General features: G+C 61.7%; 18 protein-coding genes. 11 read left to right on the forward strand and 7 right to left on the reverse strand.

Annotated features, from left to right (window positions below; genetic code table 11):
• Positions 1-17 precede the first annotated feature (17 nt).
• The 7 genes from J3P88_RS08845 to J3P88_RS08875 are packed head-to-tail and all read left to right on the forward strand — an operon-like array spanning position 18 to position 6,937.
• Positions 18-1,334, forward strand: a complete 1,317-nt coding sequence (locus J3P88_RS08845) for a TadE/TadG family type IV pilus assembly protein (protein ID WP_186730972.1) — start codon at positions 18-20, stop codon at positions 1,332-1,334.
• Positions 1,335-1,342: 8 nt separating this feature from the next.
• Positions 1,343-1,807, forward strand: a complete 465-nt coding sequence (locus J3P88_RS08850; protein WP_434574724.1) for a TadE/TadG family type IV pilus assembly protein — start codon at positions 1,343-1,345, stop codon at positions 1,805-1,807.
• Complete coding sequence (locus J3P88_RS08855) at positions 1,807-2,301, forward strand: TadE family protein (RefSeq protein ID WP_207964778.1); 495 nt, start codon at positions 1,807-1,809, stop codon at positions 2,299-2,301. Before J3P88_RS08850 ends, J3P88_RS08855 begins: the two co-directional genes overlap by 1 nt.
• On the forward strand, positions 2,295-3,515 hold the full coding sequence (locus J3P88_RS08860) for an AAA family ATPase (RefSeq protein WP_434574726.1): 1,221 nt from the start codon (positions 2,295-2,297) through the stop codon (positions 3,513-3,515). Before J3P88_RS08855 ends, J3P88_RS08860 begins: the two co-directional genes overlap by 7 nt.
• A 3-nt stretch (positions 3,516-3,518) precedes the next feature.
• Positions 3,519-4,961 carry a CpaF family protein gene (locus J3P88_RS08865; protein ID WP_186707166.1) on the forward strand — a complete coding sequence of 481 codons (1,443 nt, stop codon included), beginning with the start codon at positions 3,519-3,521 and terminating at the stop codon, positions 4,959-4,961.
• Positions 4,958-5,944 carry a type II secretion system F family protein gene (locus tag J3P88_RS08870; protein ID WP_434574728.1) on the forward strand — a complete coding sequence of 329 codons (987 nt, stop codon included), beginning with the start codon at positions 4,958-4,960 and terminating at the stop codon, positions 5,942-5,944. The genes J3P88_RS08865 and J3P88_RS08870 overlap by 4 nt, the downstream gene beginning before the upstream one ends.
• Before the next feature lie 27 nt (positions 5,945-5,971).
• Entirely contained in the window at positions 5,972-6,937 is a 966-nt protein-coding gene (locus J3P88_RS08875; RefSeq protein WP_434574730.1) for a type II secretion system F family protein, read from the forward strand.
• Positions 6,938-7,976: 1,039 nt separating this feature from the next.
• Here the strand turns inward: J3P88_RS08875 and J3P88_RS08880 are convergent.
• The 5 genes from J3P88_RS08880 to J3P88_RS08900 form a co-directional block, all read right to left on the reverse strand.
• Entirely contained in the window at positions 7,977-8,246 is a 270-nt protein-coding gene (locus J3P88_RS08880; protein WP_186707169.1) for a DUF3613 domain-containing protein, read from the reverse strand.
• A 22-nt stretch (positions 8,247-8,268) separates the two neighbouring features.
• Entirely contained in the window at positions 8,269-8,982 is a 714-nt protein-coding gene (locus J3P88_RS08885; protein WP_186730583.1) for a tetratricopeptide repeat protein, read from the reverse strand.
• A gap of 56 nt (positions 8,983-9,038) precedes the next feature.
• The gene (locus tag J3P88_RS08890) at positions 9,039-10,262 is read right to left on the reverse strand and encodes a type II and III secretion system protein family protein (protein ID WP_186707171.1); all 1,224 of its coding nucleotides are present in this window, start codon (positions 10,260-10,262) and stop codon (positions 9,039-9,041) included.
• Positions 10,263-10,722: 460 nt separating this feature from the next.
• Positions 10,723-11,046, reverse strand: a complete 324-nt coding sequence (locus tag J3P88_RS08895) for a hypothetical protein (protein ID WP_434574733.1) — start codon at positions 11,044-11,046, stop codon at positions 10,723-10,725.
• A 196-nt stretch (positions 11,047-11,242) separates the two neighbouring features.
• On the reverse strand, positions 11,243-11,869 hold the full coding sequence (locus J3P88_RS08900) for an alanyl-tRNA editing protein (protein ID WP_434574736.1): 627 nt from the start codon (positions 11,867-11,869) through the stop codon (positions 11,243-11,245).
• Between the two features lie 91 nt (positions 11,870-11,960).
• Here J3P88_RS08900 and J3P88_RS08905 point away from each other — a divergent pair, with 91 nt between their 5' ends.
• Positions 11,961-12,959, forward strand: coding sequence for a LysR family transcriptional regulator (locus J3P88_RS08905; protein ID WP_186707173.1), 999 nt, complete (start codon positions 11,961-11,963; stop codon positions 12,957-12,959).
• A gap of 186 nt (positions 12,960-13,145) precedes the next feature.
• Here J3P88_RS08905 and J3P88_RS08910 read toward each other — a convergent pair whose 3' ends face one another.
• The gene (locus J3P88_RS08910) at positions 13,146-13,553 is read right to left on the reverse strand and encodes a PA2817 family protein (RefSeq protein ID WP_186707174.1); all 408 of its coding nucleotides are present in this window, start codon (positions 13,551-13,553) and stop codon (positions 13,146-13,148) included.
• A 103-nt stretch (positions 13,554-13,656) separates the two neighbouring features.
• Complete coding sequence (locus J3P88_RS08915; RefSeq protein WP_434574738.1) at positions 13,657-16,104, reverse strand: acyl-CoA dehydrogenase; 2,448 nt, start codon at positions 16,102-16,104, stop codon at positions 13,657-13,659.
• A gap of 400 nt (positions 16,105-16,504) precedes the next feature.
• Here J3P88_RS08915 and J3P88_RS08920 point away from each other — a divergent pair, with 400 nt between their 5' ends.
• The 3 genes from J3P88_RS08920 to J3P88_RS08930 all read left to right on the forward strand — a co-directional run bounded on the left by J3P88_RS08920 (position 16,505) and on the right by J3P88_RS08930 (position 18,901).
• A complete protein-coding gene (locus J3P88_RS08920; protein WP_434574740.1) occupies positions 16,505-17,164 on the forward strand; it encodes a transglutaminase-like domain-containing protein in 660 nt (219 codons plus the stop codon).
• Positions 17,165-17,208: 44 nt separating this feature from the next.
• A complete protein-coding gene (locus tag J3P88_RS08925; protein WP_434574742.1) occupies positions 17,209-17,832 on the forward strand; it encodes a glutathione S-transferase family protein in 624 nt (207 codons plus the stop codon).
• 136 nt (positions 17,833-17,968) lie between these two features.
• Entirely contained in the window at positions 17,969-18,901 is a 933-nt protein-coding gene (locus J3P88_RS08930) for an ABC transporter ATP-binding protein (protein ID WP_186707178.1), read from the forward strand.
• Position 18,902 lies beyond the last annotated feature (1 nt).

The following is an 18,902-nucleotide window of genomic DNA, read 5'->3' on the forward strand; positions in this document are numbered from 1 at the left end:
TTGTAGGTGAGGGCTCGATGATGAATGCCAATATCCGGCGCCAGGGAGGGGCGGTGAGTGTACTGATGGTGATCGCGTTGGTGGCGATTTCCATGATGGCGGCGTTGGCCCTCGATGGCGGGCACATGCTGCTGAACAAGACGCGCCTGCAAAATGCGGTGGATGCCGCGGCCTTGGGTGGCGCCAAGACCCTGAGCCAGGTGAGTGGCGGCATCAACATGGCCAGCACCACCCGCGCGGCTGCCCTGGATACGCTGAACAGAAATGCCAGCGCCGTGGGCAACACCGAGCTGGCCACCGCGGTTGCCGGCAACCCGGGCGCGTTCGCCGTGGTGGAACTGGCCAGCAGCGTCTATGGCCCGTTCTCCTACCCTGGGCCTAGCGATGCCAAATACGTGCGGGTGTCGGTGGCCAGCTATCAATTGGACGGTTTTTTCTGGAGCTTCGTGCAAACCATGGGCAGTGCCGGGCTCGGTAACAAGCGCGTGGCGGCGATTGCCACGGCGGGTCCCAGCCCCACCTCGCCGTGTGACCTGGCGCCGTTGATGGTCTGTGGCGAGCCCACTGAGTACAACCCGGCCGCCGGCAACTTCTGGGGGTATCAATTTGGCGATCTGGAAGTCTTGAAGACGGCGGCGGGGAACACCTCGCCCATCGGCCCGGGCAACTTCCAATTGCTGGATTTCGGCTCCGGCGGCAGTGCGGTCCGCGAGGACCTGGCCGGCGGGGGCTCGGTCTGCCGCAGCGTTGGCGACAACGTCCAGACGGCGCCGGGCAATAAAGCCGGCCCGACTTCCCAAGGCTTGAACACCCGTTTCGGTGTCTATAACGGCCCGGTCAGTTCTTCGGATTATCCACCGGACCTGGTCACGTCTTCAGGCAGCCCGGCAATCACCTACAACGATTCGGTCCCCCGGCCGGAATACAAAGGCCAGGCGATCACCTCGAGCAACGGCGATCTCTCGGCGGGCGGCGAGGCGATACAGGACTACAACGACTGGCGGGCCCAGGTCGCCGCCTGTGTGGCGGGGGGCGCCAGCGGCTGTGAAAGCAACGGGGTCTTCGAGCGCCGGATGCTGAAGATCGTGATTGGCGATTGCGCCGGGAAACTGAGCGGCTCGACGTCGATTCCGGTCCTGGGGTTTGGCTGCTATTTCGTCCTGCAACCGGTGAACGGTGGTGGTTCGGAGTCGATCATCTTCGGCCAGTTCGTCCAGGAGTGCGAAGGCGACAACGTGCCCGGCCCGACGCCATCTTCCGACTCCGGCCCACAGATCATCCAGCTCTACAAAACCTATCTCAACGGCAGCGGCACGCCGAGCACCGACTCGTAGGAGGCGTCATGGGACTTTCTCATTTCAAACCCGCAAGAGCCCAACAAGGCGTGGCGCTGGTGGAGTTCACCCTGGTGCTGCCGTTGCTGCTGTTGCTGCTGCTGGCCTTCGGCGAGTTCGGCCGGATGCTCTACCAGTACAACGTGCTGTTGCAGGCCAGCCGCGATGCCGATCGCTTCGTCGCCAGCCAGGCGTGGAACACCACCCTGGGCGGCATCACGCTGAACAACACGTTGCTGACCCAGACGAAAAACGTGGCGGTGTATGGCGTGCCCAGCAATGCCGGCGACGCCGTGGTGCCCGGGTTGACCACGGCCGACGTGGAGGTCGTCACCGAGGGCATCGATCATGTGCGCGTCACCATCAAGCACACCTTCTCGCCGGTGATCGGCACGGTGATCCCTGGTTTTTTCGGTGCGTCCACCGTCTTGGGCATCGAACTGGTGGCGACCACCGTCATGAGGGCGCTGTGATGAATCGCAAACACATGGGCGGCACCTACATCGTGGAGTTCTCCTTCGTCGGCTTGCTGGTGTTCATCCTGCTGTTCGGCGTGGTGGAAATGGGCCGGCTGTACTTCACGGTCAACGCCCTGGATGAAGCCGCGCGACGTGGCGCGAGGCTGGCGGCGGTGTGCAATGTCAGCGACCCGGTGGTCCTGCGCCGGGCCATCTTCAACGCCGCGACGGACGCTGGCACCAGTCAGTTGATCAGCAACCTGGCGACCTCGAACCTGGCGCTGACCTACCTGGACGTCAACGGCGCCGTGGTGGCGAACCCCACCAACACGTCCGGCACCACCGGCTTTCGTGCCATCCGCTATGTGCGGCTGAGCGTGCAGAACTTCGTGTTCAACCTGTTTATTCCCGGCTTGGGCGTGCCCATTACCTTGCCGACGTTCCGGGCAACCTTGCCACGCGAAAGCCTTGGGCGTCATTCCGATTCCGCGGAGATCACACCATGCTGAACACCAGGGAAAATCCGCTTTCAACCACCACTGGCAGAGCCGGGCTGCGGATACTGATCAGCAGTCGCGATGCCACGGCGCTGCGCGACCTGCAATGCGTCTGCCAGCGCATGCCGGGCCTTGAGGTCAGCACGCGCCTGGTCAGCAATGGGCATGTCGATCCGCTCTATGGGCTGGATCGCATGCCCGATCTGTTGCTGCTGCGGGTCAGCCATTTGTGGCGCGAAGAACTCTCGGCGTTGCTGCAACGTCCGGCCCATGAACGGCCGCCGATGCTGGTGTGCGGTCCTTTGGGCGAGCAGGAAGGCATGCGCCTGGCGATGCAGGCCGGTGCCCGGGATGTGTTGCCCGAACCCATCGCCGATACGGAGCTGGTGGCGGCGCTCAATCGCCTGGTGGCGGACGTTCGTCTCGGCAACGGCAACGAAGGGAAGTTGGTCGCGGTGATCAGCGCCAAGGGCGGCTCCGGCGGCACCTTGGTGGCCTGCAACCTGGCCCAGCAGCTTAGCGCCCGGGCAGGCAATACCCTGTTGCTGGACATGGACCTGCAATTTGGCAGCGTGACCCATTACCTGGACGTGGCGCAGTCCCACAGTCACCTGGAAGTGCTGCAGCAGGTCGATGAGATGGACAGCGTCGCGCTGCGAGGCTTTTGCAGTCACTTCAGCCCGACCCTGCACGTATTGGGTGGTCGGGCCGGTGAATTGTGCCTGCCCCAGGACGCCCAGTCTGAACAGCTCGATGCCCTGCTGCAACTGGCCCGCGCCAGTTATGACTGGGTGGTGGTGGACCTGCCGCGGCAGATCGATCACCTCACCGGCTCGGTGCTGGAACAGGTGGACCGGGTGTACGTGGTGGTGCAGCAGAGCGTCAGCCACCTGCGTGATGCCAGCGCCTTGGTGCGGATTCTTCGCGAAGACCTCGGTGTGCGCGGGGACCAGTTGCAGATCGTGATCAACCGCTATGACAAAAACGCCGCCGTCAGCCTCAAGGACATCGGCGAGGCCCTGCGTTGCGCGAACCTGTCGAAATTGCCCAATGACTTCAACCTGGTCAGCCAGAGTCAGAACACTGGCGTGCCGTTGGGGCTGCATGCGCCGAAGGCGGCCATCACCGCCGCCCTGCGCGATTTGACCGAAGACCTGGTCGGTCACCAGATGGCCACGAACAAGGGCCTGCTTAAACGCGCCTTCAACCGTTTCTTCGGGGGATGACCCATGATCAGCGACTTTCGTAACCGCTTGCGCAAACAGCCCGCCAAACCTGGCACCTCGGCGGGTGCCCAGCCCGGCGACAGCTTGCCGGACCCGACGGACGCCTTGATGGCCTGGGAACAGGCCATCCCGGATGTGCTGTATGAAACCCGCAGCCAGGTCACGCCGGTGGAAGCCGAGTGGCGGGAAAAGATCTACCAGCAACTGCTCAAGGTCATGGACCTGTCATTGCTCGATGCCCTCGAACAAGCCGAGGCCGCGCGGCAGATTCGCGATATCTGCCAGCGCCTGCTGGAAGAACATTCCGCGCCGGTGAGTACCGCCAGCCGGCAGTTGATCATCAAGCAGATCACTGACGAAGTGCTCGGCCTTGGGCCGCTGGAACCGCTGTTGGCCGACCATAGCGTGTCCGACATCCTGGTCAACGGCTTTGCTTCGGTCTACGTCGAACGCTTCGGCAAGCTGCAACGCACCGACGTGCGTTTTCGCGACGACCAGCATCTGTTGAACATCATCGACCGCATCGTCTCCAGCCTGGGGCGACGCATCGACGAGTCCTCGCCGTTGGTGGACGCTCGGCTCAAGGACGGTTCGCGGGTCAACGCGATCATTCCGCCGCTGGCCATCGACGGTCCGAGCATGTCGATCCGGCGCTTCGCCGTGGACCTGCTCAATACCGACAGCTTGATCCAGGTGGGCACTATGACCCCGGCCATTGCCTTGCTGCTCAAGGCCATTGTTCGTGGGCGGTTGAACGTGCTGATTTCCGGTGGGACCGGCAGCGGCAAGACCACCATGCTCAACGTGCTTTCCAGTTTCATCCCCCACAACGAGCGCATCGTCACCATCGAGGATTCGGCCGAGCTGCAACTGCAGCAGCCCCACGTGGTACGCCTGGAAACCCGACCGTCGAACATTGAGGGGCGTGGCGAGGTGAGCCAGCGGGAACTGGTGCGCAACAGCCTGCGCATGCGCCCGGACCGCATTGTCATCGGCGAGGTGCGTGGCGCCGAGGCGATGGACATGCTCACGGCGATGAACACCGGCCACGACGGTTCGCTGACCACCGTTCACGCCAACACTGCACGGGATGCCCTGGGGCGAATCGAGAACATGGTGTCGATGACCGGGGCGACGTTTCCGATCAAGGCCATGCGTCAACAAATTGCCTCGGCCATCGATGTGGTCATCCAGCTGGAGCGTCAAGAAGACGGCAAGCGCCGCGTGGTGAGCATGCAAGAGATCAACGGCATGGAAGGCGAGATCATCACCATGACCGAAATTTTCTCCTTCGCGCGCCAGGGCATCGGTGAGCATGGCGAGGTGCTTGGGGAGTATCGGCCCAGTGGCATGATCCCGGCCTTCCGCGATGTGCTGGCCAAGCGCGGCATCGAGTTGCCGCTGACCTTGTTTCGCCCTGAGTGGATGGAGGGCCGGACGTCATGAGCAATATCCCCAGCGAGTTCATCCTGATGTTCCTGGGCATGGTGTTCATCGCCGTGTTCCTGCTGTCCCAGGGCGTGGTGGTGCCGGTGTTCGGCGAGGCCGGCAGGATGCGCAAGCGTATTCGTGGGCGCCTGCATGTGCTGGAGAAGGCCAACCACTTGCCCAACATGCAGACGGTGTTGCGGCAGAAATACCTGACGCGCCTGTCACCCTTGGAAGCGCGGCTGGAGCAGCTGCCATTCATGGCCAACCTGACGCAACTGATCGAACAGTCCGGCCATGAATACCGGGCTTATCGGGTCATGCTGCTCGGTCTGATCCTGGGGACGGCGGCCGGGGCCTTGGTGCTGATGGTTTCGCCAGTCTGGTGGATGGCGCTGCTGGCGGCCTTTGCCGTGACCTGGGTGCCGGTGTTGAAAATCCTGCGGGACCGCAACAAGCGTTTCGCCGCGTTCGAGGAAGGTCTGCCGGATGCGCTGGACGCCATGTGCCGGGCCTTGCGCGCCGGGCACCCGTTCAACGAAACCCTGCGCCTGGTCGCCGAGGAGCACAAGGGGCCGGTCGCCCAGGAGTTCGGCATGACCTTTTCCGACATCAACTACGGCAACGACGTGCGCCGGGCCATGCTCGGCCTGCTGGAGCGGATGCCGAGCATGACGGTGATGATGCTGGTGACCTCGATCCTCATTCACCGCGAGACCGGTGGCAACCTGACCGAAGTGCTGGAGCGCCTGAGCCGTTTGATCCGCGGGCGTTTCCGGTTCCAGCGCAAGATCAGGACGCTGTCGGCGGAAGGGCGCATGTCGGCCTGGGTGCTGGTGGCGATCCCGTTCGTGCTGGCGATCGCCATCGTGCTCACCAGCCCCAGCTACATGCCGGTGCTGATCAATGACCCCATAGGGCACAAGCTGATCATCGGCGCGTTCTGCGCCATGTTGATCGGGATTTTCTGGATCAGAAAAATCATCCGGATCCAGGTTTAAGCGCTGTTGCGTCGAGAGGTTTCAGCCATGGACTTTCTGCTCGGATTGTTGAGTCGGTTCACCGGTAACGAAGAACTGGCCCGCCTGTTGTTCATCGCCGCGATTGGCCTCAGCACGGTGCTGACGGCCGTTGCGCTCCTGCTGTTGGTGCTGGGCTTGCAGGATCCGGTGCAGCGGCGCCTGGCGCTGATCAAGCGCGGTTACGCCGGCACCGGCGCAGGGCAGGAGGCGCCGGGTAATTTGCAGCTCTTGCTGGAGCGAATCGGCCAGCGTTTTGCCTCGACCGACCAGGCCCACACGTCCGCCACCCAGACTTTGCTGACCCACGCCGGTTACCGGTCTGCCTCGGCGGTGCAGATGTATTGGGCCGTGCGCCTGATGTTGCCGCTGTTGCTGGTTGGCGTTGCGTTGTTGCTGCTGCCGATGGTCAAGGTTTCATTGGCCGTTGGCTTGCTGGGGGTGACCCTCATGGCGGGCATTGGCTGGTTGATCCCGGCGATCTACGTCGGCAAACGCAAGCAGGCCCGCCAAGGCCGGCTGCGCGCCGCGTTCCCGGATGCGCTGGACCTGATGGTGGTGTGCGTCGAGTCGGGCCTGGCCCTGCCGACGACGATTGAGCGGGTGGCTGAGGAAATGTCGGTCAGCCAGGTGGAACTGGCCGAGGAACTGGCGTTGGTCAATGCGCAGATCCGGGCGGGCATCACCAGCACCGAGGCGCTCAAGCAACTGGCCGTGCGCACCGGCCTGGAGGATATCCAGGGCCTGGTCAGCCTGCTGGCGCAAAGTATCCGTTTCGGCACCAGCGTGGCCGATACCCTGCGGATCTACGCCGACGAGTTTCGCGACCGGCGAACCCAGGCCGCGGAAGAGATGGGCGCCAAGATTGGCACCAAGCTGATCTTCCCGCTGATCTTCTGCCTGTGGCCGAGCTTCTTCCTGGTCGCCATTGGGCCGGCCATGATCGGGGTGTTCCGGGCTTTCGGGAATATGTAGGCCGCGCCTATTTGTGGTGATGAGGCTTGTGTTCACCACAGCCCATTGTGCGCGATCTGTGGGAGCAAAGCTTGCTCGCGATAGCGGTGGGTCAGTCGGTCAAGGTAGTGACTGTCCGTCCGCTTTCGCGAGCAAGCTTTGCTCCCACAGGTTTTTCTGGCATCCGTCTACTGATCACTCCGGTCAACACACCGCACCTGTGGCGAGGGCGTCTGCTCCCACAGGTTTTTCTGACACCTACCTACTGATCCTTCCAATCGAAACACTGCACCTGTGGCGAGGGAGCTTGCTCCCGCTGGGCTGCGCAGCGGCCCCGGCTTTTTGCGGCGGCTCTGCACCATTGTGTGCGAGCTTGCTCGCGATAACGGTGGGGCAGTCAGTTAGGTGTTGAATGTAAGTCGGCCATCGCGAGCAGGCTCCCCACAGATGATCTTGGGTGTTCATGAGGCTTGTGTTCACCACAGTCCCATTGTGGGGACATCTGTGGGAGCAAAGCTTGCTCGCGATAGCGGTGGGGCAGTCAGTTAGGTGTTGAATGTAAGTCGGCCATCGCGAGCAGGCTCCCCACAGATGATCTTGGGTGTTCATGAGGCTTGTGTTCACCACAGTCCCATTGTGGGGACATCTGTGGGAGCAAAGCTTGCTCGCGATAGCGGTGGGTCAGTCAGTGACGTGTTGAATGGCAGTCCGCCTTCGCGAGCAGGCTCGCTCCCACAGGTTTTTCTGGCACCTACCTACTGATCATTCCAATCGAAACACCGCACCTGTGGCGAGGGAGCTTGCTCCCGCTGGGCTGCGCAGCGGCCCCGGCTTTTTGCGGCGGCTCTGCACCATTGTGTGCGAGCTTGCTCGCGATAGCGGTGGGTCAGTCAGTGACGTGTTGAATGGCAGTCCGCCTTCGCGAGCGAGCCCGCTCCCACAGGTTCAGGCCTGTGGTCTGCCGGCCGCTCAAGCTAAAAGACCGCAGCCCTCGGCAGTCCCTGCATCGGATCAAATGCAGGGACTGTCGAAGGCTGCGGTGTTTCGTTTCCAGCGTGTTTCATTTGCCGCTGGTAATTTCTCCTGCCGAGTCCTGGTCAAAGAACTCCGGGATCGGATAGTTGAAGCTGTTGAGCCAACGCTGCATGGCCATCTCGCGCTCGGCGGCCGAGGCGGTTTGCAGGTGGGTGGAGGCCGCCACGCCGCGAATCTGCAGTTGCATCCAGCTCTCGGTGCCTTGCTGAGCGGCCGAGGAGGGGCCTGGCTCAATGGCCCAGGCGGCGGTGGACAGGCCCACCATGCACACGATCATCAATTGTTTGGTCATCATTTCTTGAACTCCTCGTAACGCTCTACTTGACCGCGCCGGTTGAAGCATCGACAACTTCGGTCAGGCGGTTGGCGGGTGACGTCACTGCCTGAGGGGCCGAGCCCCTGATTTTTTCCGCACGGGCCTGGGCATCTGCTACTTGCCGGGGGCTGAGCTTGGCCATGTTGGCGAGCTCGGCGGCCTGCTTCCAGTTGTCCTGGTAAATCAGCAGGGTCACCATGTTGATCGCGGCCAGCGTGTCGGACTGCTGGAGCTCCATGGCGGTCATGAACTCGAAGCGGGCTTCTGAAATGCGCCGCTGGTTGAGGTAGACCACCCCCAGGTCATTGCGGATCTTGCCCTCGGTCGGGGCCATTTTCGCGGCGCGTTCGAGGTACTGTGTCGCGGCCGCATTGTCATGTTTGGCCGCCGCCAGCTGACCCAGGCCATGTTCACCGTCAGCGGCCAGGCACGTCCCCTGCAGGCTTTTATACAGCGGTTCGGCCTCGTTGCGGCCCATCAGCCGCAGCACCCGAGCCTTGCGCAGGCGGACCTGGACCAAGTCCTCGGGCAAGCGTTCGAGGTTCGCCAGGCTGGCGTATAGACGGCCCTCGTTGGCCATGTCTTCCGCCATGTTCAGGGCCAGCTCCTGGTCGGCCCCGGGCTTGGCACAATCGGCCGAGCGTGAAGCCACCACACCGTTGCTGGCGCAGCCGGCAAGCATCAAGGCCGCCGTTAAAGCGATCACTGTTTTCATGGAATACCCCTTGGCGAGCCGTTGGACATCGAACGCCTTGCACATCAGGCGCCGGCTCATTGGGAAAGCCCGCTGCGGTTGTCAAACTCGCCACTTTCAAGGAAGTACATGCGATAGAAGTTCGGGTCGTAATTGCGCAGTTGCTCGCCGGGCAAGCTCGGCAGTTGCGCGTTGGCTGCCAAGGGTTGGACCAGGTGTGGGGTGACGATCATCAACAGTTCGCGTTCTTCGCGGTTGATGGAATTGTCACGAAAGAACGCGCCGAGAATCGGCACGTCGCCCAGCCCTGGAAACTTGTTCACCTGGGAGCTGTTACGGGTGCTGATCAGGCCGCTGATGACAAAACTTTCGCCATCGGCCAGGGCGATGCTGGTATCGGTGCGGCGTACCGTGAGGGCGGGTACCAATGTCCCGGCGATGTTCACGGCGTTGGTGAAGTCCAGCTCACTGACTTCCGGCGCCACCTTCAAGACGATGCGATTCTTGCCGATGACGGTGGGGGTCAGGGTCAGGCGGATGCCGAACTCCTTGTACTCGATGGACACGTTGTCGCTGCCGGCACTGGGCACCGGGATCGGCACTTCGCCGCCGGCCAGGAAACTCGCACTCTGCCCGCTGAGGGCCACCAGGCTCGGCCGCGCCAGTGTGTAGGCGAAACCGCTGCCTTCCAGGGCGTTGATCATTAACAGGGTCTTACCGGTGGCGAACGACAGGTTGAACATGTCGTTATTGACCGGCAATGAAGGCCGGACCACACCGCCGATGGTGGGCAAGGTCCTTGGTGAACCGAACAGGAAGTTGCCGCGGGTGCCGAAAATCGAGGTCGAGGCTTCCTTGAGCTTGGTCCGGCTGACTTCCACGAAACGGATGTCGGTCTGTACCTGGGCGAGCAGCATCGGGTCTTCGGAAGGCATGCTCGCAGCGCTCGTCAGCGCCTCAGTGGCCCTACCTCTGACAAAGACCATGCTCTGGCGCGGTATTTTCGAACAGTCGGTCCAGACCATCAGGCTGGTGGCGCCGGGCGCCAGGCCCGTGAGAATGAAGGCATCGCTGCCACTGGGTTGCACATCGGCGATTTTCGGGTCGCCGACGGCCAGTTTCGTCACGGGGGCGAGGATGCGCAGTTCGCTCTGGAGCCCTTGGCCAACCTCGAAGGTCGCCGGCAAGCTGTCCAGTTGCGAACAGTTCGCCGCTGCGGCCTGCGCCGCCTCCAGGCCAAGACTCATCCAGAACAGGCCGTGAATGAAATGTTTTAAAACGGGTGCGGTGCGCTGGGTCATGAAGTGATCCTCGATGGAGAGGCCTTCCCTAGGCTTGCCTGATGCCTCGGATCACTTAAGAGGCCCGGGCTGCCCCTTTTCATCTCGCCAGATTGTTCATGAGTACCGGCTTCGGGCCTCATCGCTACCAGCGAACGGGCGCATTACACCGGCCCGACTGAACGACAGGCAGCTTGCGAACAACCTTTTTGGGTCCCGGGATCTCCGGGACTGTCGAGGGCAGTGACGGTATCGATCAGGGCGTATGAGGCACTTTTTACCGGCCCCGTCCTCGCTTGTGTTTGACGGTAGTTCACGCATGGCAAAGCGCCACGTCTCGGGACAAAAAAATGACTAAAAGCTGACGGGCGGAAAAGTCGGTGAAAATTCGCGTCAATAATCTGTCTTTTGTTGCGGTTTTCGGTTGACGTATTCACATGGAAAGAAAGGGGTTAGCTACGCTGATGTTTGTTTTGAACGTTTAGAGCTCGCCGGCAAGAGCGATCAGCAACGCTTTGGGTTGGTCGGGTTCATGGAACAGGCTAAGGCTCAGTTGCAATAACAAATCATGGTCTGGATGAGCTTCCGAGCCAATTTGAGCTACCTCAAAAACTACATAAGGTTCGTGTGGGTAGGCTTGGCGAGTTTCGAAAGCTGCTCGCAGTACCTGGCTAAGTCGATCGAACAGCAGTGTCTCCGGGTGATTTGAATGCTCAGGCAGTACTGCGCGTTCCCATGCCCCGGGAGTGAATACTACGGGTAACTGAAGGGGGGAGAGCCCTTGCGGTTTGGGTGAGTCGGACATGGTGTGCCTCTTTTGAATGGGCGAAGAAACCTGCCCCATGGGAGAAAGATCTTTCCCGTGGTGGGTTCAAGAGAACATGTTGGTTTATCTGGAGAGCAGGACGCAGTGCCGATCGAGGTTCTCGACGGTAAGGATCTTAGGGCTGATCAATGTATAGGCCTGCGAACCGCTATCAGGCCGCAGGCTACGGTGGGTGTCAGTCCACGTGATAATGAACTGACAACATTCCTTTCTTCTGTGAAAGCGAGGCGATGGTGACCGCTCCCAATTCCTGCAGCCGCCGTATATGGGTGCCGCCGCAGCCGTAGGCGGTCAGCTCACCGAAGCCGACTTCCCGGGTGCCTTGGCGAAGTGCGACCAGGCGAGGCAGGTCCTCGGCGATCCAGGCATCGATGCCCTGCTGGATGATCGATGTATCCAACTCCTTGGCATGTTCGCCAGGCTGGAACTGCACGCGGCTTTCGCCGGGCCAGTGATGGGCCTTGATCGGTTTCCAGCCACGGCTTTCGGCGAAATGGCCGATCAGGTGTCCGGCCGAGTGCAGGCGTGAGTTCAACAACCGCCGTTGCTCATCCACGCGGATCGTGGCCATGCCCGGGGCCACTGGGCGATCGACGTAATGAACGATCTGTTGCCCGTCCTGAACGACGCGCAGCACCTGGGCGTCGTCGATCCATCCGGTGTCGCAGGGCTGACCGCCGCCCTGGGGATGGAACAGGGTGGCGCGCAGTACCACGGCAAATTCATTTTCCTGGGGGCTGCAATCCAAGACTTCCGCGTTGGCCTTGAGGTCATCGCTATGGAAAAAAAGGCGAAGCGTCATATTCCATATCCTTATCAGAATTTCCTGTCGCGATTATAAAGTATGCTGAAATTGGTGATAATCCGTTCCAATTTCAAAGGACTGTTGCGCCATGAGCACAAATCTACCGTTGCCGTTGCTTGCCGAAATGGCCATCTTCGTCAAGGTCGTGGAGACCGGCAGCTTTTCCGAAGCGGCCCGTCAATCCGGCTCATCGCCGTCGGCCATCAGCCGCAGCATTTCCCGCCTGGAGAAAGCCCTGGCGACCCGATTGTTGCAGCGCACCACCCGCAAGTTGCGCTTGAGCGATGGCGGGGAAGAGGTGTTCAAGCGCTGCCAGGAAATGGTCGCCGCCGCTCGGTCGGTGATGGAAATCAGCGGCCAGTTCACCCAGGAAGCGCAAGGGCGTATCCGCGTCAGTGTGCCCAAGGCGGTAGGGCGTTTCGTGATTCATCCCCACATGCCTGAATTCTTGCGCCGTTATCCCAAGGTCGATGTGGAGCTGTTCCTGGAAGATCGACAGGTCGACTTGATCGATGATCATGTCGACCTGGCCATCCGGATCACCGATCAACCGCCGGCCGGGCTGGTGGGGCGCCAATTGCTGACCATTGACCACTTGCTCTGCGCCACGCCGCAATACCTGGCGGAACACGGGGTTCCCACGCATCCCCACGATTTGCTGGAGCACAGCTGCATTTACCTGGGGGAAACCCCGAACGATGCGCGCTGGAAATTCAAGAAGGGCAGCAAGGCCGTCACCGTAGCCGTGCGCGGACGCTATGCGGCCAATCACACGGGCGTGCGGTTGGGGGCGGTTTTGCAGCACATCGGCATCGGTAGCCTGCCGTATTTTACCGCCCGACATGCTTTGGAACAGGGGTTGATCGTGCAGGTGCTGGCTGACTGGACGTTCCTGGCTTCCTACCACGGTGGCTTGTGGTTGCTGCATTCGCCGACCCGCTACCTGCCGCCGAAGCTGCGGGTGTTCATTGATTATCTGGTGGAGTGCCTGGCGAAGGAGCCGACCTTGAACAAAGTGGGCACGGGGAGTCGGTCCGGCAAGGTCGCGGCGCACTATGAATTGCCGGAGAGTGATGGGTTGTTCTGACGGGCGCCATCGCGAGCAGGCTCGCTCCCACAGGAGGCCTGCTGTGCACACGAATCCCATGATCAAATATAGTCATTGTGGGAGCGAGCCTGCTCGCGATGAGGCCCATCCAGGCAACACACTTTGTCCAGACAAAAAAAGGCCCGCAGGGTTAACCGTGCGGGCCTTTTGCATGACGGATCGTTATCAGTGCTTGCTGTCCTGGTCCGACATCGCCAGCAATTGCTTTTCCTGGTTCCAGTCGAAAGGCTCGTCGTTCTGCTCGGCTTCGAAACGACGCTCTTCCAAGGCTTGGTACAGGGCGATTTCTTCGTCGGGCATATAGTGCAGGCAGTCACCGGCGAAGTACCAGAGCAGGTCGCGAGGCACCAGGTGGGCGATCTGTGGATAACGGACGATTACCTGGCACAGCAGGTCCTGACCCAGGTACTGGCTTTCGATCGGGTCGACGGGCAGTTGCGCGCGCAGTTCGTCGAAGCGCTCCAGGAACAAGGCGTGGCTTTCTTCGGGCACCTGTTCGGCCTCACCTACGGCGACCAGGATGCTGCGCAAATGGTCAAGCAAGATAAGGTGGTCGGCAACGATGTTGGACACGAGATAAGTCCTCAAGAGCAAAACGGGCGCAGGAGTATAAAGCCCTTGCGCCCGCTTTTATAGTTGAAGAGCTATAGCTGGCGAGCGTACCTGGCCGTCAGCGTCAACGGACCTTGTCCTGCGCCAGTGTCAGCTCGTCCTTATCGAAATCATCCACGTCGATGACCTTGCGCCGCGCCGCCTCGGCCGCGCGCAAGGTCTGCGCTTCGCCGGCTTGCAGCACACCGGCTTCCAGCGCCGCGTCGATGAGGGGTTCGCCTGGCGCCGGGTTGAGCTGGCCCTGCTTGAGCGCACCGTGCAGTTTCTTGTGCAGCGGATGGGCGGCCGCCAGCAGATCGGCGGCGTGTTGCAAGGCGCCCACCGGGTCGTCGGTCGATTGCGGACGATAGCAACCTTGCAGCAACTCTTCGAGGGTCGGGTCACCCTTGGGGCGGCCAATGACCGCGGCGACCTCGGCGTCGAGCCTGTCGCTCGGGCCTTTGTGACGACGACCGAAGGGGAACACCACCAGGCGCAACAGGCAACCCGGCACCCGGTTCGGAAAATTGCCCAGCAGCTCATCCAGCGCGCGTTCCGCCTGGCCGAGGCTTTCCTCCATGGCCCAGTTGAACAGCGGCGCCATGTGCTCCGGCGAATCGAGGTCGTGATAACGCTTGAGCGCGGCGGACGCCAGGTACAGGTTGCTCAAGACATCGCCCAAGCGGGCCGACAGGCGTTCGCGGCGTTTGAGCTCGCCGCCCAGCAGCATCATGCTCAGGTCTGCCAGAAGGGCGAATGCCGCTGCCTGGCGGTTGAGGGCGCGAAAATACCCCTGGCTCAAGGCATTGCCGGGTGCTCTCTCGAAATGCCCCAGGCCCAAGTTGAGCACCAGGGTGCTGGCGGCGTTGCTGACCGCGAATCCGATGTGCTTGAGCAACAAGGCATCGAACTCGACCAGTGCCTGGTCCTTGTCTTCACGGGTCGCCAAGGCCATTTCCTTGAGCACGAACGGATGGCAGCGAATGGCGCCCTGGCCGAAGATCATCAGGTTACGCGACAGAATGTTCGCGCCTTCGACCGTGATGAAGATCGGCGCACCTTGCCAACTGCGACCCAGGTAGTTGTTCGGGCCCATGATGATGCCCTTGCCGCCATGCACGTCCATGGCGTGGCTGATGCACTCGCGACCGCGTTCGGTCAGGTGGTACTTGAGAATGGCCGACAGCACCGAGGGTTTTTCCCCCAGGTCCACCGCGTTGGCGGTCAGCATGCGTGCCGCATCCATCATCCAGGCATTGCCGCCGATGCGCGCCATGGCTTCCTGGATGCCTTCGAATGCCGACAACGGTACGTTGAACTGCTCACGCACCTGGGCGTACTGGCCCGTTACCAGGCTGGTGAATTTCGCTGCACCGGTGCCCACCGCCGGCAAGGAAATCGAGCGTCCGACCGACAGGCAGTTCATCAGCATCATCCAGCCCTTGCCGAGCATGGCCTGGCCACCAATCAGGAAGTCCAGCGGGATGAACACGTCCTTGCCCCAGTTCGGCCCGTTCATGAACGCGGCGCCGAGGGGCAGGTGACGGCGGCCGATGTGCACGCCAGGGGTGTCGGTGGGAATCAACGCGAGGCTGATGCCCAGGTCCTCTTCGTCGCCCAACAGGTGATCGGGGTCATACGCCTTGAACGCCAGGCCCAAGAGGGTGGCCACCGGGCCGAGGGTGATGTAGCGCTTTTCCCAGTTCAGGCGCAGGCCGAGGGTTTCCTGGCCCTCCCATTCACCCTTGCAGATGATGCCGGTGTCGGGCATGGCTCCGGCGTCAGAGCCGGCCAGCGGCCCGGTCAGAGCGAAGCAGGGAATGTCGTCGCCACGGGCCAGGCGCGGCAGGTAGTGGTCGCGTTGTTCATCGGTGCCGTAGTGCAGCAGCAGTTCCGCCGGGCCGAGGGAGTTGGGGACCATGACGGTGGAGGCCAGGTCGCCGCTGCGGGTGGCCAGTTTCATCGCCACCTGGGAGTGGGCATAGGCGGAGAAGCCCTTGCCGCCATATTCCTTGGGGATGATCAGCGCGAAGAACCCGTGCCTCTTGATGTGCGCCCAGGCTTCAGGCGGCAGGTCCATGGCCTGGCCGATCTGCCAGTCGCTGACCATCGCGCAGAGTTCTTCGGTGGGGCCGTCGAGGAACGCTTGCTCCTCCTCCGTCAGTTGCACCTTGGGGTAAGACAGCAGCAGGTCCCAGTCCGGGCGGCCGCTGAACAGTTCGCCGTCCCACCACACCGTGCCGGCATCGATGGCGTCGCGCTCGGTCTCGGACATGGGCGGCAGGGTTTTCTGGAACCAGTCGAACATCGGCGCACTGAAATATTTGCGGCGCAGGTCCGGTAGCAGCAGCGGGGCCGCGACAGCCGCGAGCGCCACCCAGAGAATCAGCAGCAGCCAGCCGGGCGCATGGCTGAAAATGCCCATGGCGAACAGGTAGACCGCGACGATACCCAGCGCGGGCAGCGGGTCGGTGCGCCGATGCGCCAGCCAGGCGATCCCGACGACCAAGACCAGTATCCACAACAACAGCATATGTAATCCTCCGTGAACCAAGGCAAAACCGACCTTCAGAGCTTAGACGGCCTCTGCAAAACCGGCGGTCAGCGCGATGTGATTGATTTCGTGGGAAACCCTGGGTTCATTGCGCCAGTCTGGTTGGCAACAGCCGTGGGAAATCGTTCGTTATCGAAGTGAGAAAACGCCATTGTTTGGCCGGAATGCCGTTATCGCTGGGCTGGGGCTGTGGATAGACTCGTGTTTGCCCGATGCCCGTTCTTAACCGCTGTTGTGGCGAGGGAGCTTGCTCCCGCTCGGTTGCGCAGCAACCGTAAAAGCCGGGGGCCGCTACGCAGCCCAGCGGGAGCAAGCTCCCTCGCCACAAGGATCTGGTTCGGCATACCAGCGGTGATGTTTCCCAAGAGGTCTTCCTTTTATGCAGCAATACCTGAACCCCAGCCGCTTCATCGACAGCGACCACCCCGCGGTCATCGACTTCGCCGAAACCCACCGCGGCGCCGATCGCGACCCGCTGGCCCAGGCGGTCAGCCTGTATTACGCCGTGCGCGAGGCGGTGCGCTACAACCCCTACACCTTCAGCCGTGACCCGGCGACCCTGCGCGGCAGTTACGCGTTGATGGCAGGCGAAAGCTATTGCGTGCCCAAGGCCACCTTGCTGGCCGGATGCGCCCGGCATTGTGGCATCCCGGCGCGTATTGGCCTGGCGGATGTCCGTAATCACCTGTCTACGCCGCGCCTGCTGGAATTGCTCAGGAGCGACGTGTTTGCCATGCACGGTTATACCGAGCTGTACCTGGACGACCGCTGGGTCAAGGCCACGCCGGCTTTCAACCAGGGTTTGTGCGAGTTGTTCGATGTGGCCCCGCTGGAGTTCGACGGTCGCCACGACAGCGTCTTCCACCCGTTCAATCGGCAAGGGGCGAAGCTGATGGAGTACGTCACCGAGCACGGCCAGTTCGCCGATGTGCCCGAGGCCTTCTTCTTCGAACACCTGGAAAAATGCTATCCGCACCTGTTCGGCGAGCAGGTGCCGCGCTTGCTCGGCGACATGCAGGGCGATTTGAGTCGCGCCTGATCCGGCGTATGCTGCTGCGGCATTTATCCATCGAGGACGCCGTGATGCTGAAGATATGGGGCCGGAAAAATTCATCGAATGTGCGCAAGGCATTGTGGTGCGCAGAAGAGTTGGGGCTGGCCTACGAGGCCATCGATGCCGGCGGGGCATTCGGTGTGGTGGACACGCCCGAGTACCGTGCGAAAAACCCCAACGGCCGCGTGCCGATGATCGAGGACGACGGCTTCGTACTTTGGGAATCCAACACCATCGTGCGTTACCTGGCGGCGCGCCATGCGTCGGGCTCGGCCTGGTATCCGGCTGACGTGCAGGCACGGGCCCAAGCTGAGAAGTGGATGGACTGGACCACATCCAGCTTTGCCGCACCGTTTCGCACGGTGTTCTGGGGCGTCTTGCGTACCCCGGCCGAACAACAGGACTGGGCGGCCATCGATGCGGCGATCAAGGAATGTGACGACTTGCTGGCGATGGTCGAGCAGACCTTGAGCGAGCAGCCTTACCTGTCGGGAGATGAAATCGGCATGGGCGACATTCCCCTGGGCAGTTTCATTTATGCCTGGTTCGAGATGCCCATCCAGCGCGCCGAGCGGCCTGGTGTACAGGCCTGGTACGGGCGGTTGCAGGAGCGTGCGGCCTACCGCAAGGCCGTCATGACCGCGTTGACTTAATACTTACTATCGACACACTTGACTGTACTTGTGCGGCGACGCCAAGCACCATTGCCTTCGTGCGCCGTGGTTGTATTGCTCGCCGCCCGCCCTTATCTATTCTTTTCTTCCCTCCCTTCTTGGTGCGTAATCCGATATGAGTTCCGCTCTGTCCATCCGGCAGTTAACCAAAACCTACGGCAACGGTTTCCAGGCCCTGAGTGGTATCGATCTGGATGTCGCCGAAGGTGATTTCTTCGCCTTGCTCGGCCCTAACGGTGCCGGCAAATCCACCACCATCGGCATTCTTTCCACCCTGGTGAACAAGACCAGCGGCACGGTGAATGTCTTTGGTCATGACTTGGACCGCGAGCCCGCCGCCCTCAAGCGCTGCATCGGCGTGGTGCCCCAGGAGTTCAACTTCAACCAGTTCGAAAAGACCTTCGACATCGTCGTGACCCAGGCCGGTTACTACGGCATCCCGCCGAAGATCGCCAACGAGCGCGCCGAGCAGTACCTGACCCAACTGGGCCTGTGGGACAAGCGTGACGTGCCGTCCCGCTCGCTGTCCGGCGGCATGAAACGTCGACTGATGATCGCCCGCGCGTTGGTGCATGAGCCGCGCCTGCTGATCCTCGACGAGCCGACCGCCGGCGTGGATATCGAGCTGCGTCGTTCGATGTGGAGCTTCCTGACCGAGCTGAACCAGAAAGGCATCACCATCATCCTCACCACCCATTACCTGGAAGAGGCTGAGCAGTTGTGCCGCAACATCGGCATCATCGACCACGGCACCATCGTCGAAAACACCAGCATGCGCCAGTTGCTCAGCCAACTGCATGTGGAGACCTTCCTGCTGGACCTTAAAGGCGACCTGGCGACCGCGCCCCAGCTCATCGGTTATCCGGCTCGCCTGGTGGACAGCCACACCCTGGAAGTGCAAGTGGACAAAGCCGCGGGCATCACCGGCTTGTTCACCCAGCTGGCCCTGCAAAACATTGAAGTGCTGAGCTTGCGCAACAAAACCAATCGCCTTGAGGAGTTGTTCGTGTCCCTGGTGGAGAAAAATCTGGCGAAGGTGGCGGTATGAG

The sequence above is a fragment of the Pseudomonas sp. Z3-6 genome (genome assembly GCF_051131985.1).
GTDB lineage: Bacteria > Pseudomonadota > Gammaproteobacteria > Pseudomonadales > Pseudomonadaceae > Aquipseudomonas > Aquipseudomonas zanjanensis.